Below are 13,962 nucleotides of genomic sequence, written 5' to 3'. Positions count from 1 at the left end.
GAGAGGTGCGTTCGCATTCTTGCGGTGGATCACTAATGCGCTTTAGGGTGTGCTGACTCAAGCGCATTAGTGCGCGGCACCTGCGGAATGGAGAGCGGGCTTGTCAGGCAAGCGGTCGCCCGCGCGTCGGCCGACGATGAAGGACATCGCGCAGCGCGCCGGCGTGTCCGAGAGCGCGGTCTCCTTCGCGCTCAACGGGCGGCCCGGCGTCTCCGAGATCACCCGCGACCGGGTGCGCCGGGTCGCCGAACAGCTGGGCTGGCGGCCCAGTACGGCGGCGCGGGCGCTGTCCGGGGAGGGTGCGGCGACGGTCGGTTTCGTCCTCGCCCGGCCCGCGCACACGCTCGGCGTCGACTCCTTCTTCCTCCAACTCGTGTCGGGCATCCAGGAGATACTCGCCGAGCGTCACCTCGGTCTGCTCTTCCAGATGGCCGAGGACGTCGACGACGAGTGCGCGGTGTACCGGCGCTGGTGGGCCGAACACCGCGTGGACGGCGTCCTGGTGGCCGACCCGCGCACCGCCGACCCCCGGCCCGACCTCCTCGACGAACTCGGCCTGCCCGCCGTGGTGATCGGCGGCGCACCCGACGAACGGCACCCCGGTCTGTCGACGGTCTGGGCCGACGACGCGGGCGCGATGACCTCTGTGGTCGACGAGTTGTACGCGCGCGGCCACCGGCGGATCGTGCACATCGCCGGTCTGCCGGGCCTAGCGCACACCGAGCGCCGTATCCGCGCCCTGCGCGCCGAGGCCGCCCGCCGCGAACTGACCGAGGTGCACTCGGTGACCACCGACTACTCGGACGCGGCCGGCGCCGCCGTCACCCGCCGGGTGCTCGAAGTCCCCGCTCCCCCAACAGCGTTGATCTACGACAACGACGTGATGGCCGTCGCCGGGGTGGCCGCCGCTACCGAACTCGGCTTCTCCGTACCGGCGGACGTGTCGGTGGTCGCCTGGGAGGACTCCGCGCTGTGCCGCATGGTCCGGCCGTGGCTGTCCGCGCTGTCCCGCGACAGCGTGGAGTTCGGCCGTACGGCGGCCCGGGAGTTGACCGCTCTGCTGGACGGCGGACCGGCGCGCACGGTGCGGGTGCCGGTGCCGCGGCTCATCGAACGGGACAGCACGGGACCGGCACGGGCATGAAAGGGGGCGTGTCCCCCGTTTCGAGGCCGAATCGCCGGACACCGCCGGGTACTTCGTGTGAGGCTTTGCCCATGACCTCCGAAGACCCGCTGGCCGACCGGCTCCAGCTCGACCGGCCGCACTCCGCCCGTGTGTGGAACTTCCTCCTGGGCGGCAAGGACAACTACGCCGCCGACCGCGAGGCCGGCGAAATGATCGTCCAGATGTTCCCGGACATCGCCCTGCTCGCCCGCCTCCAACGCCGGTTCCTGGTAAGGGCGGTGCGCTATCTCGCCGAGGACGCGGGCATCCGCCAGTTCCTCGACATCGGGACCGGTCTGCCCACCGTCGACAACACGCACGAGGTCGCGCAGCGCATCGCGCCCGAGAGCCGCATCGTGTACGTCGACAACGACCCCCTGGTGCTGGTGCACGCGCAGGCGCTGCTCACCAGCGCTCCGGAGGGCGCCTGCGCGTACGTCGACGCCGATGTGCGCGACCCCGAGAGGATTCTCGAAGCCGCCGCCCAGACCCTGGACTTCGGCAAGCCGATCGCGCTGACGATGCTGGGCATCCTGGGGCAGATCCCGGACTCGGACGAGCCCGAGGCCGTCGTGGCCCGCTTCCTCGACGCGCTGCCCCCGGGCAGCTATCTCGCGCTGACGGACGGCACCGACACCAACGCGGCGCTCAACCAGGCGATTTCGGTGTACAACGCCAACTCCGCCAGTTCCTACCACCTGCGCAGCCCCGAGCGGATAGCGGCGTTCTTCGACGGCCTCGACGCCGTCGAACCCGGCATCGTCCCCATTTCGCGGTGGCACCCGGAGCCCGTCGACGTGGGCCGTGACACATCCGTCGAGAACACGATCTGCGGCATCGGCCGCAAGGCCTGAGCGCCAACACCGAAGAGGGGCACCGGAGTTGCCGGTGCCCCTCGTCTTGCGTCTCTCTGCGGCGCGGATGTCCCGTCAGATCCTGAACAACGCCCAGACCGTCTTCCCGCCGCCCGCCCGCAGGCTCCAGCCCCACGACTCACTCAGCGCGGAGACCACCTGCAGCCCGCGCCCGGACTCCGCGAACTCGTCGGGGTGTCCCTCCACGGGTATGCGATCGCTGTCGTCGGTGACCGCGCACACCGCGTACGGCAGCCGGTCCCACACCGCGAGCCACAGTGAAGGCTGCGGCTCCACAAGGGAGTTGGACGCCCGGCCGTAGCGCAGCGCGTTGCTCACCAGCTCCGACACGGTGACCGTCACGTCGTCGACGAGTTCGTCCCCGGCCCGGTCGGCGAGTGCCGCGCGCGTGAACTCCCGTGCCACATGGGCCGATCGGGGCAGCGGCGGCACGACGAGGACGGAACACAGAGCGGGGTTGCGCCCGTCCCCGACGGCGGGGACCAGGGTGACGGTCTGCCCCGGATCGGGACGGCCCACCTCGTCGACGGCCCGGCACAGCCACTCCCAAGTCCCCTCGATCCGCAGGGAGTCGACCGGTCGTACGTCTTGCTCTGCGGACATCGCGACCCCTGAGACCCCTGGGAAGAGAACACCTGCGCGGTTACACCTGTCCGGAGCATCGTCCTCCGCCTGCCCCTGCCAACGCAAGTGCATCGGCAATTACCGCTGCAATTGCAGACGATCTTGCGAGCGGTTCGCGCGGGGGCTATCGTCCTGCACACCAGCAAGGGATGCAATTGAAGCTGCAATTGCATTCGATCTTCCGGGGGAGCGATGAGGCCTCACACAGAGCACGCGAACGGCATGTCGGCGACCCTGCTGAGCGGCGCACAGTGGCGCAAGAGCCACCACAGCAACCCGGAGGGCAACTGCGTCGAGTTGGCCGCGCTCTCCGACGGCCAGGTCGCCGTGCGCAACTCGCGCCATCCCGAAGGTCCGGCGCTCGTCTACACCAGCGCCGAGATCTCCGCGTTCGTCCGCGGTGTGAAGGACGGCGACTTCGACGGCCTACTCCCCGGCCGCTGAGGTCAGGCAGACCTGCGGATTGGCCGGAAGGCGCCGGACACAGGCCGGCACCTTCCGGCTCCTTCACTCCCCGCAGTTATCCGGAACCTCGGTGCTACGATCCTGTCTTGAGTCCCGAAAACTTGCGGACGGTATCGGCGCGACCGCCGAGGGGATGAACATGACTGCAGCTCAACCGGAATACGCTCCCTCGGGTTCGGACGTGCTGAGCCTTCAGCGCGGTGGTCCGACCGTCCAGCGCATCATGCTGGGCACCCGCCTGCGCCGCCTGCGCGAGTCCCTCAACATCACCCGGGACACGGCCGCTTCGGCGATACGCGCCTCGGACGCCAAGCTCTGCCGCATGGAGTTGGGCCGCGTCGGCTTCAAAGAGCGTGACGTAGCCGACCTGTTGACCCTCTACGGCCTCCAAGAGCCGGACGCACGCCAGGAGTTCCTGGACTCGGCCCGCCGCGCCAACGAACCCGGCTGGTGGCGCGCGTACGGCGACGCGTTCCCGACCTGGTTCGAGCAGCACCTGGGTCTGGAGGAGGCCACCTCCCTCATCCGTACGTACGAAGTCCAGTTCATCCCGGGCCTGTTGCAGACCGCCGCGTACGCCGAGGCCGTCATCCGGCTCGGCCGCCCCGTCGACACCCCGGACGCGATCCAGCGCCGCGTCGAACTCCGCATGACCCGGCAGGAGTTGCTCACCAGGCCCGGTGCGCCGAGGCTGTGGGTCGTGGTGGACGAGGCAGCGCTGCGCCGTCCGCTCGGCGGAGTGGACGTGATGCGCGAGCAGCTGCGGCACCTCATCGAGGCGGCCGCCCTGCCGAACGTCACCCTCCAGGTGCTGCCGTTCCACGTGGGCGGCCACGCGGCCGCCGGCGGTCCGATCACCGTGCTGCGCTTCCCGGTGCCGGACCTGCCGGACATCGTCTATCTCGAACAGCTCACCAGCGCCCTCTACTTGGACAAGCCCGAAGAGGTCGACCGCTACCTCGCGGTCATGGACCGGCTGAGCATGGTCGCTTCACCGGCCCCCGAGTCGGTCGCCTTCCTGGAGAAGCTCCTCAACGAGATGTGAGGGCAGGCGGTTTCGAGCCGCCGCTCAGACCCGAGACCGGTACAGCCCGAACTCCGCGATCCTTACGACGTCTCGGGCTGCCGTCACCCGAACTCGCCACCGCCGAGCGCTTACAGGCACGTCCAGCAGCAGGATGCGGCTCGCGCCGATCGTCCCGGCGCGGGTGACCTCCGTCCAGGCCCCGTCGACGTACGCCTCGACCACGAAGGCCTCGACCTGCTGGCCGTAGCGCGCTACATCCTCCGCCAACCGGACGCGGTCCACGGCCTGTTCGGCACCGAGGTCGACAGTGACCCGGCCGGGCGAGGTGACCCTCCGGGCCCCGCGCGCCAGGTCCTCGGGCAGTTCCCGGTCCACGCGCTCCCGGAACTCCCGCAGGCGCGCCACGTCCGGGGCCGCCAGCACGCCGTCCGTGTCCGGGGGCACGTTGAGCAGCAGCACCGAGTTGCGGCCGACCGAGCCGAAGTAGATGTCGATCAACTCGTCCACGCTCTTGGGGAGTTGGTCCGGGTGGTAGAACCAGCCGTCGTGGATCGACACATCGCACTCGGCGGGCCACCACTGGAGGTAGTCGGTGTTCGGCTGCGCCGAGACGAGTGCGCTACGGCTGCCCTCGTCGGGGGTGTCGTACGCCAACGCCCAGTCCGTGCGCCCGTATTGCTCCTCCTTGACCGGGAGGACGCTCCACTCGTCCTCCCGCGCGGTGCCGCCCTCGTTGCCGACCCACCGCACGTCCGGGCCGGTCACGGCGATCGCCGCGTCCGGGGCCAGCGATCTGACCAGGGTGTACCAGCTGTCCCAGTCGTAGTCCTCGACGTGGCCCGGTGGGATGCGGCCCTGGGCGCCGTCGAACCAGACCTCGTCGATCGGGCCGTACTGGGTCAGTACTTCGTAGAGGGTGTTGAGCATGTGGGCGCCGTAGTCGGTGGCGTCCAGCGTGGAGAAGGCGTCCGGTGAGCGGTCGTCGCCGTCGACGAGGGTCGGGATCGTGCGGGTGGCGCGGGGACTGCCGTTGGCGTAGACGCCGTGGAGGTACTGGTTCTCGTCGGCGGGTGAGAGGTAGACGCCGGCCTTGAGGCCGTACCGTCGCATGGAGTCGGCGAAGGAGCGCAGTACGTCGCCCTGGCCCGCACGCCAACTGCTGTACGCGACCGTGTGGTTGGTGTAGCGGGAGGGGTAGAGGACGAAGCCGTCGTGGTGCTTGACCGTGAGGATGGCGAGCTTGAAGCCGCCGTCGCGCAGGGCGCGGGCCCACTGGTCGGTGTCGAGGCCGGTCGGCTGGAACACGTTCGGGTCCTCGTCACCGGTCCCCCACTCCAGGCCGGTGAAGGTGTTGACGCCGAAGTGCAGGAACGCCGTCTGTTCCAATTTCTGCCAGGCCACCTGCCGTGCGGTGGGCCGGACTTGGGAGGCCTTGCGGACCAGGTCGGCCTCGGTGTCGTCGGGGCTGACGGGGATGCGGGAGCGGGAGTCGGACGGGGGCGGGGTCGCCGCGAGGGCGGAGGCAGTGGCGGTGCCGGTCGCGGCGAGGGCGGTGGCCGAGAGGACGAAGAGACGTCTGGAGAGGGCCATGGGGTGGGACTCCTCTGGTTGCTCAGTGGGCGGTCAAGTGCCAGGTGGCGGGCCGGTGTTGATCCGGCAGGTACTGCACGAGCCGGCCGTCGTCCGCGACGCTCAGCGCCATCTGCGTGATGGCGTTCACGAGTCGGTAGCCACCGGCTGCGGGCGTCAACTCCCAGCGCTGCATGGTGTTCGTGGCATCGCAGGGCTGCGGGGTCGCCGAAACCCCGGGCTGGAGCGGCACGTTGAGGGTGAGCTTGCCGCCCTGCACCTCAAGGCAGCCGTCGGCGGTCCGCAGCGTCGCGTAACCGTCCGGCGTGCGCTGCACTGCGGCGTCGAAGGAGGTGCCGCCCACCGTCCGGAAGGTGTACGTCCCGTCCGCCACCGGCACCCGGGTCAGGTCGCGCCACCCGGGCGCATGACCAACTGCCATGCCCCGTGCGGTGAATTGGGCGTACGTGGCGTCGGGGTGCGGGTCACCCCAGGTGGCCTGCGCGAGGTGCCGTAGCGCGGGCTCGGTGTCGGCGGTGACCTCGTTCTCGGTCTCGCCGCGGCCGTTGTCGGGCCAGAGGCTGATCTTCGCGCCGGTGATGCCGTCGCTGGAGGTGAGCTGCTCGCCCTCGAAGCTGCGCGGGTCCCAGCTCTGGTCGTAGAGCGCCTCGGTGTCGCTGTGGAAGCCGCCGCGGACGAGGTAGAGGGAGTAGGCCGCGTTCATCAACGGGTAGCCCTGGGCGATGAGTTGGCTCGGTTTCTCGGTGACGTTCAGCCAGTGCTCGACCGTGGTGCCGGGCGCCACCGGCACGGTGTTGGCGCCGGTGAGGCCGTCGTTCCAGATACGCAGCTTCTTGCCCTTGCTCGCGGCGTAGGCCTGGACCCGGTTGATGAAGTCGATGTAGGCGTCCTGCGGGGTGGCGTTCGCGCCGTACTTCTCCTGGGCGTAACGCAGCATCTGCGGGTACTTGGAGTAGTCGGAGCCGAGCATGTACTCGTCGGCGCCCATGTGCCAGGACGACGCGGTGAAGACCTGCGCGTACTCGTCCATCAGGCTCGTGTAGTAGTCGAAGGCGGCCTGTTGGGTGACGTCGAGGCGGGTGGGCTGCTTGGTGCCGTCGCTGTCGGTGAGCTGGAGGTCGGGGCGGTTCTCTATCCAAGGGTCCATGTGGCCCGGGGAGTTGATCTCCGGGATGATCTCGACGTGGTACTTGTCTCCGAGCGCGACGAGCCGGCGCATCTCGTCCTTGGTGTAGTAGCCCCAGGTGTTGGCCTCGGGGTGCGCGTCGCTCTTCACCTTGAGTTCGAGGAGCAGTTGGTTGAGCTTGTGGTACGCCATCTCGCGCACCAGGTTCTCCAGCCAGGGCAGCGAGATGTGGATGTAGCAGGCGCAGACGCCGACTCCGCGTTCCTTGTAGCGGGGGACGTCTACCGTGCGGCCGGCCGGGATCCGGTCGCCCTGGGCGAGGAGTTGGAGGAGGGTCCGGGTGCCGTAGAAGGCGCCGGTCTTGGTGGCCCCGGTGATCGACAGCCGTTCGCCCGACCGGAGTTCGTAGCCCTCCGTGCCCAACGAACGCTGTGTCGGCCGGACTTGGATCACGATGTCGCCGGGTCGGGCGGCACCGCCCCGCACGATGGGCACTGTTCCGTGACCGGCCGCCTTGAGGTCGTCGGCGAGGGTGTCGGCGACTTCGCGTTCACTCTTGCCGTCGGCCACGAGTCGGGTGCCGGCTTCGAAGTCGTAATTCCCGGATTCCGGTGTCCAGTTGGAGAGTGCGGGCACGGTGACCGGCACCGCCTGCTCCTGCTGTGCCGCGACCGCCGCCGGTGCGGGTGCCGCGAGCAGTGCGAACACCGCCGCGAAGCCGATGAACCGGAACCGTCTCTTCCTGCGCTCAGCCATGCCACTCCACCGGTCGCGATTGATCGGACGACTGATGATTGGACTGCTCTCAGGGGCTGTCAATGGGCGGCGGGAGCAGTCAAGTTGAGCCATTGATCGGATGACCAGCAGGTCAGTCGGCGTCCGCCCGGTACCGGCTCGCGAAAAGTCCAAGAAGACGGTCCCGAATGTCCAAGACCGGCGACCCTTGGTCGTCCAAGACCGGCAGCCCTTGGTCATCCACGACCAGCGGTCCTTGGTTTCCGCGACCGTTCACCTCTCGACGCACCGCCCCGACGGGGGCACAGTTCTCCCTACATACTCGCGAGTAGTGAGAAGGAGCGCGCCCGTGACCAGCTGGATCGGCCGTACCGCCGTCGAGATCGCCGCCGCCGTACGGGAGAAGCGGGTCACGCCGCGTGAGGTGGTGGCCGAGCATCTCGCGCGGATCGAGCGGCTCGACGCGCGGGTCGGCGCGTTCCGGGTGGTGCGGGCGGAGGCGGCGCTCGCGGAGGCCGACGCGGTGGGCGCGCGGGACGATCTGGCCCAACTGCCCCTGGCGGGCGTGCCGGTGGCCATCAAGGACAACCTCCCGGTGACCGGCGAGTCCAACCGCGTCGGTTCCGCCGCGACCCCGGACACCCCCGCCGACCACGACCACATCACCGTGGCCCGGCTGCGGGCGGCGGGTGCGGTCGTCGTAGGGCTCACCAACGTGCCCGAGTTGTGCATCTTCGGTACGACCGAGGGCGTCCACGGCACCAGCCGCAACCCGTGGGACACGACCCGTACGGCGGGCGGCTCCTCGGGCGGCAGCGCGGCCGCCGTGGCCGCGGGCATGGTGCCGATCGCGCTCGGCAACGACGGCATGGGCTCGCTGCGCATACCCGCGGCCAACTGCGGGCTGGTCACCATCAAGCCGGGGTTCGGGGTGGTCCCGGCCGGCATCGGCGACGGCGACTGGTTCGGAATGTCCGAGAACGGACCCCTCGCGACGACCGTCGAGGACGCCCGGCTGATGTTTTCGGTCATCGCGGACATCGAGGTCGTACGCCCCGAGAAGCCCACCACCCGGACGATCGCCGCGTCTGTGCGCAGCCCGCTCACCGGGGTGGCCATCAGCAAGCCGTATACAACCGCCGTCCGGGAGGCGGCCGGGCTGCTGAACAGGGCCGGGCACACCGTGCAGCGTGCCGATCCGCCGTATCCGCTCTCGCTGAGCACCACGTCGCTCGCGCACTGGACGGCGGGTACGTCGGTGGATGCGGCGGGGCTGGACCCCCGGAAGCTGACGCGGCGGTCCCGGGTGCATGCGGCGATCGGGCGGCGGTTCGTGAAGAGCGTCCGTACCGGCAGGGCTCGGGAGCAGCTCCGGGAGCGCCTCGCGCCGTTCTTCGCCGAGCACGACATCCTGCTGACGGCGGCGCTGGCCCGCCGCTCCCCCAAGGCCGGGCCGTGGCACGAGCGCGGCTGGCTGCGCAATGTGCTGGCCAACACCAACTACTCGCCGATGACGCCCCCGTGGAACCTCACCGGCTGGCCGGCGATGTCGGTCCCGTTCGGCACGCTCCCCTCCGGCGCGCCCTGCGCCGTACAGCTGGTGGGGCGGCCGGGGTCGGAGGCGGCGCTGCTGGAGGTGGCGGAGGAGCTGGAGAAGCTCAGGCCCTGGCAGCGGACGGCGCCGCTCGACTAGCCGGCGCCTCCGGAAGGTGCCGCTAGAGGGCGCGGTACATGACGTGCAGGCCGACGCGGCCGTCGCGGGGATGGTCGTAGGCGTCCGGGACCGTGCCCAGGATCGTGAAGCCGAGGGAGAGCCAGAGCTTGACGGCCGGGTTGGTCTCGACGACGGCGTTGAAGACCATGCCGCGGAAGCCCTGGTCGCGGGCGGTGGTGAGGATGTGTTCGGCGAGGGCGCGGCCGATGCCGCGGCCGCCGTGGTCGGGGTCGACCATGAAGCCGGCGTTGGCGATGCGGTCGGCGGGGCCGCCGTAGTTCGGGGTGACGAAGGCCGAGCCGACGACGGTTCCGGTCTCGTCCTCGGCGACGTAGACGCGCTTCGGCGGACTCGTCCACAAGGCCCGGGCCGCCTCCTCGGAGGTGTCCCGGGCCCAGGTGTAGGTGTCGCCTGCGGCGACGATCCGGTGCCAGAAAGGCCAGATCCGCGGCCAGTCGTCGGCCGCGGCTTCTCTGATCAGCATGGGCATGATTTTCGCACGCCCATGCTGTCGGCGATCGCGATGGGTCCCGTGTGGGGGTCAGTCCACGCTGGGCAGGATGTGGGGCTCGGCGAGGTCGTCCTCGTAGCCCGCGAGACGGATGGGGGCGGACCGTGCCCACACGGCCAGGCTGCCGAGCTCGTCGGACCGGTGGCCCGCACGCTCCGTGGGTTCCTTGGGGCGTTGCTCGCGATTCGTCTTCTCCGGTGTCACCGCGCACTCCTTATGTGTCGGGTCACCCTCGGGGGCATACCGGCCATGCTCCGGTCCGGTACCTGAGCCCCGCTCGGGTGTGGGTTGAAGGCAGTTCGGACGCGGTGGCGCCGGTCACTCGTGTGAGAGCAGGCCGTTGTGACCGGCTTGTCCCGGGACGGACCATGGGTGTGGGTGGGACCCCTTGTCGCTGTCCGTCTGCCTCAGGTTAACCAAATGAGCGACCCGCCGCTCGATGGGGCTGAAAACATGGGGTAAAGATTAGAGACCTGCAGCCGATATCCGGCCTGGCCGGACTCGGTGGTCTCAGGCCCGTCGTCGCTTTCGGTAGCCGTCCAGGACGTCCTGGCGGAGCAGGAAGCCGAAACCGGCGGACTCCAGCCGTAGCCCCAACTGATCGTCACTGAGACCGAGTTCGGCTGCGGTGTCCGCCAAGTGCCAGTCGTTGGCGGCGAGTCTGCTGAGGAGATGGCCGCGGCGGACCTGGCTCTCCGACAGACGGAAGGTCTTGAGGTAGGCGATCCGGCCCCGGTCGTCGGTGATGGCCTCGCCGATGTGGTTGCCCTGCTTGGGGCGGAACTGGGGGAGGAAGCGGGAGAGGGTGAAGCGCCCCATCCGGTGGACCGACTGCCAGGTGTGCTCCTGCTCCAGCAGTTCGGCCGCCATGGTGGTGTCGTGGAACTGCGCCCAGGTGCGCTCCTGTTCGGCGACCGCGGTGCGCAGCTGGGCCAGGGAGCGGATCCCCGCGTCGGGGACGCGGGCCCTGAAGTCCGGTACCGGCGGCATCAACAGGGCGTAGTGGTGGATCAGTTCGCCGTACAGGTCCTGGAGGAGCGACGCGTGGAGCGCCCGGTAGTCCTCGGGATGCGGGACCACGAACGCGGCCGCCAACGCGTCCGACACGTAGACCATGACACCGCACTGGCCGGGGTGGATCTCGAAGACGCGCAACGCGTCGGCGAGGCCGCGCACTTCGGCGCCCGCGTACGCCTCCTCGACGCGCGGGGAGAGGCCTTGGCGGATCGCGCGCTGCGACCATTCCTCCCAGGCGATCGAGGGGCCGCCGAAGTGCAGTGCCAGGTAGCCCTCCAGCGCGAGGTGCAGGGGGAGGAAGCGCAGCCGGTGCTTGGCCTCGCGGCGGGCCATTCTGCGGTGGATGCGCAGGCTCATCGTGGCGGTCGGCAACGCGTCGGCGTCGGCGGCGAGTTGGGTGCCGTAGGCGGCGGCCGGTGTGCCGTCGCCGGTCCAGGTGGCGACGAAGCCGTGCGGGACGTAGGAGATGTAGGCATGGCGCGGGCCGACCTCGACGAGGCCGATCGCGTCGTCGTAGAGCCGTGCGTTGAGACGGAGGTCGACGACGGGCTCCTCGCGCACGAGTGGCACGAGGCGGACGCCGCCCCAGACTTGGGACGGGCGAGTGATCAGACCGGTCAGGTCGAGGGTGGTCATCGCGCCCGCTCCTGGTGGGTGGCGTCGAGCATGCGGGTCGCCCGGGTGTCCATGTAGGTGACGAGTTCGGCCAGGCCGGTGCGGCCTTCCGCGAACTGGGCGAGTTCCACCAGCGCGGGAAGGTCCTCGGCGTCACGGACACCGGCGGTGGGCACGGTCGGGGACAGTCGGCGTACGTCGAAGTCGGCAGCGTCGTAGACCGGGTTGAGGTGCACGACGCTGGTGCGGCGCTCGGGGTCGAGCCGGGTGCGGAAGACGCGCAGCACCTCACCGGCCAGGCCGGGCGGCGCGTTGTCCCAGCCGTCGGAGACGATCACCAGTCGGGACGGGGCGGTGTCCAGCGCGTCCAGGATCCGGCGGCCCAACGGCGTCGGCCCGTACGGACGGGCCAGCAGCGCGTCGGTCCGGCCGGACGTCCACAGCCCGGTGTAGTCGTCGGCGAGGGCCGCGAGGAGATGGTGACAGGCCAGGGCGACGGCCAGTGGCCGACGTCGCTTCTGGACCGACCCGAAGGTGGAAAAGCTGTCGTCCAGTACGGCGGTGACCTTGCCCCAGCTCCCCCGGTGCGGTCCGGCGACGCGGCCGGCGGCCGATGCCAGGGCGTGGGTCAACTCGGCGCGTCGGCGCAGACGTTCATCGACCGGCAGCGAGAGCACATAGGTCGCCAACCGGGTCAGCGGCATCCTGGCCAGGTCCGCCGGTGTCCCGGTGGCGCCGATCCGGTGCGCGGAGTCCCGCAGCCGCAGGGTCTCCAGGCGGGTCATCCGCGGGGCGATGCGCTCCAGGAACACCTTCCGGGGGATGCCGTGCTTGGCGGCGAAGCCCTCGGCGGCGGTGTAGGGCAGGTCGTACAGCGCGGCCTGTTCGTAGTGCGCGCGGCGCCAGGTCTCCAGGAGCGGGGTCTCGTACTGCTTGCGGGTCAGCGGCGCGAACACGAACGCCCCCAACTCCTCGGTGACGGGCGCGAGATGGGCGTGGCGCAGGGCTCGCTTGAGGCCGGCGCGGTACTTCACGGCGTCGAACGCCGCGTCCGGGCGGGCGGCCAGCCAGTCGCGCATGATCGCGCGGCAGCGACGGTTGTTCACCCGGGCCCGGCGCAGGGCGTCGAACAGCCCGTACACGCGCTGCGGCGGCAGTGTCGCCAGCCGGGCCGCGATCAACCGGCCCTCGCTGCGCCGCTGTTCGGCGGTTGCCTCACCACTGGTCTCCAGCAGGCGCCGGATGACGAGGACCGCGTTGTGGTCGTTGATGTCGAGCGCGAGCACCCCGGCGTACAGGTCGCGGTAGTTGCCCAGCATGTACGCGTGGAGGAAGTCCAACGACAGTCGCTGCTCGCCCGCGTCGCTGTGGAATTCGCGCTGGCCGGTGGAGGTGATCGCCGCGTTGACGAAGAGCAGGACGTCGTCGGCCGCGATGAGGTCCCCGTACGCATCCATCCGACTCTTCCCCCGTCGTCCCCCCGTAGATGTGGACGCCGGCCGGGGAATGGGGGCACGAGCTGCGAATCATTGCTTCATAGGCAGGTTCCGGAAGTCGCACCGGAGTCCCGCGGCCGGCTCCAGGACCGTAACAGAGCAGGCCACACGCCCTCTACCGACTTTCGGCCTCGGGCAGCAGGGTGGTGGCGGCGTCGATGAACTCCTGGACCAGGCCGGTGGTTCGCCCGGTGGGCCAGGCCGCCGCGACATGGTTGGGGCCGAGGTCCTCGACCGGGATCGCCTCGACGTCGGGTCTGGTGTAGAAGTTCGCGGTGGACTCCGGGATCACGGCGATCCCCTGTCCGCCGGCGACGAGTTCGAGTTTCTCCTCGACGCTGTGGATCACCGGCACCGGGCGGCGCTCGCCGGTGCGCAGTTCCACCGCGATGTCGCGCCACTCGGGGACGGCGTCGGGGTCCTGAAGGAGGTGATCGGTCGCCAGGTCGGCGACCCGCACGGATTCCTTTCCGGCGAGCGGATGGGACGAGGCCACCATGACGAGGCGCGGCTCGGTGTGGAGCGGCCTGATCTCCAGTCCCGCCGGGTCGATCGGCAACCGGACGATGCCGACATCCGCGCGGGCGTCGTGGAGCACCTCCACCTGGTCGTGCCAGCCGGTGCGCAACATCCGCACGTCCAGCCCGGGGTGATGCTCGCGCAGCAGGCGGATGACGGGCGTCAACGTGATGCCCGGCATGAACCCGATCGTGAAGCGGGTGACGCTCTCGCCCGCGGCGCGTACCCGCCGCAGCAGTGCGTCCGCGTTCGCCAGCAGGGGCCCGGCGTCGTGGACGAGTTGTTCGCCTGCCGGTGTGAGCACGGTGCTGCGGCGGTCCCGCATGAACACGTCCACGCCCAGTTCACTTTCGAGCACCCGGATCTGGCGGGAGAGCACGGGTTGGGTGATGTGCAGGCGCTCCGCGGCGCGTCCGAAGTGCAGTTCCTCGGCCACGGCGAGGAAGTAGCGAAGCTTGCGCAGGTCGACGTCCATGCGGTTCC

Annotated in this window: 13 protein-coding genes; 5 read left to right on the top strand and 8 right to left on the bottom strand. The window is 70.1% G+C overall.

All coding sequences use genetic code 11. From position 1 onward, the window contains the following. Positions 1 to 136: 136 nt before the first annotated feature. Both ACIBK4_RS41235 and ACIBK4_RS41230 read left to right on the top strand, forming a co-directional pair. The gene (locus ACIBK4_RS41235; protein ID WP_399003823.1) at positions 137 to 1,144 is read left to right on the top strand and encodes a LacI family DNA-binding transcriptional regulator; all 1,008 of its coding nucleotides are present in this window, start codon (positions 137 to 139) and stop codon (positions 1,142 to 1,144) included. Positions 1,145 to 1,215: 71 nt separating this feature from the next. Next, positions 1,216 to 2,019 carry an SAM-dependent methyltransferase gene (locus ACIBK4_RS41230; RefSeq protein WP_399003669.1) on the top strand — a complete coding sequence of 268 codons (804 nt, stop codon included), beginning with the start codon at positions 1,216 to 1,218 and terminating at the stop codon, positions 2,017 to 2,019. Between the two features lie 75 nt (positions 2,020 to 2,094). Here ACIBK4_RS41230 and ACIBK4_RS41225 read toward each other — a convergent pair whose 3' ends face one another. Continuing rightward, the gene (locus ACIBK4_RS41225) at positions 2,095 to 2,643 is read right to left on the bottom strand and encodes an ATP-binding protein (RefSeq protein WP_399003667.1); all 549 of its coding nucleotides are present in this window, start codon (positions 2,641 to 2,643) and stop codon (positions 2,095 to 2,097) included. Positions 2,644 to 2,856: 213 nt separating this feature from the next. Here ACIBK4_RS41225 and ACIBK4_RS41220 point away from each other — a divergent pair, with 213 nt between their 5' ends. Next, complete coding sequence (locus tag ACIBK4_RS41220; protein WP_399003665.1) at positions 2,857 to 3,108, top strand: DUF397 domain-containing protein; 252 nt, start codon at positions 2,857 to 2,859, stop codon at positions 3,106 to 3,108. Between the two features lie 160 nt (positions 3,109 to 3,268). Next, entirely contained in the window at positions 3,269 to 4,174 is a 906-nt protein-coding gene (locus ACIBK4_RS41215; RefSeq protein WP_399003663.1) for a helix-turn-helix domain-containing protein, read from the top strand. 24 nt (positions 4,175 to 4,198) lie between these two features. Here the strand turns inward: ACIBK4_RS41215 and ACIBK4_RS41210 are convergent, their stop codons facing one another. Both ACIBK4_RS41210 and ACIBK4_RS41205 read right to left on the bottom strand, forming a co-directional pair. Next, positions 4,199 to 5,746 (bottom strand): alpha-L-fucosidase, encoded by a 1,548-nt coding sequence (locus ACIBK4_RS41210; protein WP_399003661.1) that lies wholly within the window; start codon positions 5,744 to 5,746, stop codon positions 4,199 to 4,201. Positions 5,747 to 5,768: 22 nt separating this feature from the next. After that, positions 5,769 to 7,628 carry a family 20 glycosylhydrolase gene (locus ACIBK4_RS41205; RefSeq protein ID WP_399003659.1) on the bottom strand — a complete coding sequence of 620 codons (1,860 nt, stop codon included), beginning with the start codon at positions 7,626 to 7,628 and terminating at the stop codon, positions 5,769 to 5,771. Positions 7,629 to 7,956: 328 nt separating this feature from the next. Between ACIBK4_RS41205 and ACIBK4_RS41200 the strand changes: the two genes are divergently transcribed. Further along, positions 7,957 to 9,300, top strand: a complete 1,344-nt coding sequence (locus tag ACIBK4_RS41200; RefSeq protein ID WP_399003657.1) for an amidase — start codon at positions 7,957 to 7,959, stop codon at positions 9,298 to 9,300. 22 nt (positions 9,301 to 9,322) lie between these two features. On the opposite strand, the gene ACIBK4_RS41195 is transcribed toward ACIBK4_RS41200, so the two are convergent. From ACIBK4_RS41195 to ACIBK4_RS41175, 5 genes are all read right to left on the bottom strand, one after another. Beyond that, positions 9,323 to 9,805 carry a GNAT family N-acetyltransferase gene (locus ACIBK4_RS41195; RefSeq protein WP_033279075.1) on the bottom strand — a complete coding sequence of 161 codons (483 nt, stop codon included), beginning with the start codon at positions 9,803 to 9,805 and terminating at the stop codon, positions 9,323 to 9,325. Between the two features lie 57 nt (positions 9,806 to 9,862). Beyond that, a complete protein-coding gene (locus tag ACIBK4_RS41190) occupies positions 9,863 to 10,036 on the bottom strand; it encodes a hypothetical protein (protein ID WP_019068289.1) in 174 nt (57 codons plus the stop codon). A gap of 306 nt (positions 10,037 to 10,342) precedes the next feature. Then, entirely contained in the window at positions 10,343 to 11,485 is a 1,143-nt protein-coding gene (locus ACIBK4_RS41185; protein ID WP_399003654.1) for an ARPP-2 domain-containing protein, read from the bottom strand. Further along, entirely contained in the window at positions 11,482 to 12,921 is a 1,440-nt protein-coding gene (locus ACIBK4_RS41180; protein ID WP_399003652.1) for a hypothetical protein, read from the bottom strand. The genes ACIBK4_RS41185 and ACIBK4_RS41180 overlap by 4 nt, the downstream gene beginning before the upstream one ends. A 154-nt stretch (positions 12,922 to 13,075) precedes the next feature. Then, positions 13,076 to 13,954, bottom strand: coding sequence for a LysR family transcriptional regulator (locus ACIBK4_RS41175; RefSeq protein WP_399003650.1), 879 nt, complete (start codon positions 13,952 to 13,954; stop codon positions 13,076 to 13,078). Positions 13,955 to 13,962 lie beyond the last annotated feature (8 nt).

The sequence above is a fragment of the Streptomyces sp. NPDC050528 genome, assembly GCF_044457795.1.
In the GTDB taxonomy this organism is placed as follows: domain Bacteria; phylum Actinomycetota; class Actinomycetes; order Streptomycetales; family Streptomycetaceae; genus Streptomyces.
The sequence above is the reverse complement of the archived record's forward strand: the minus strand, read 5'-3'. Positions and strand labels throughout refer to the sequence as shown.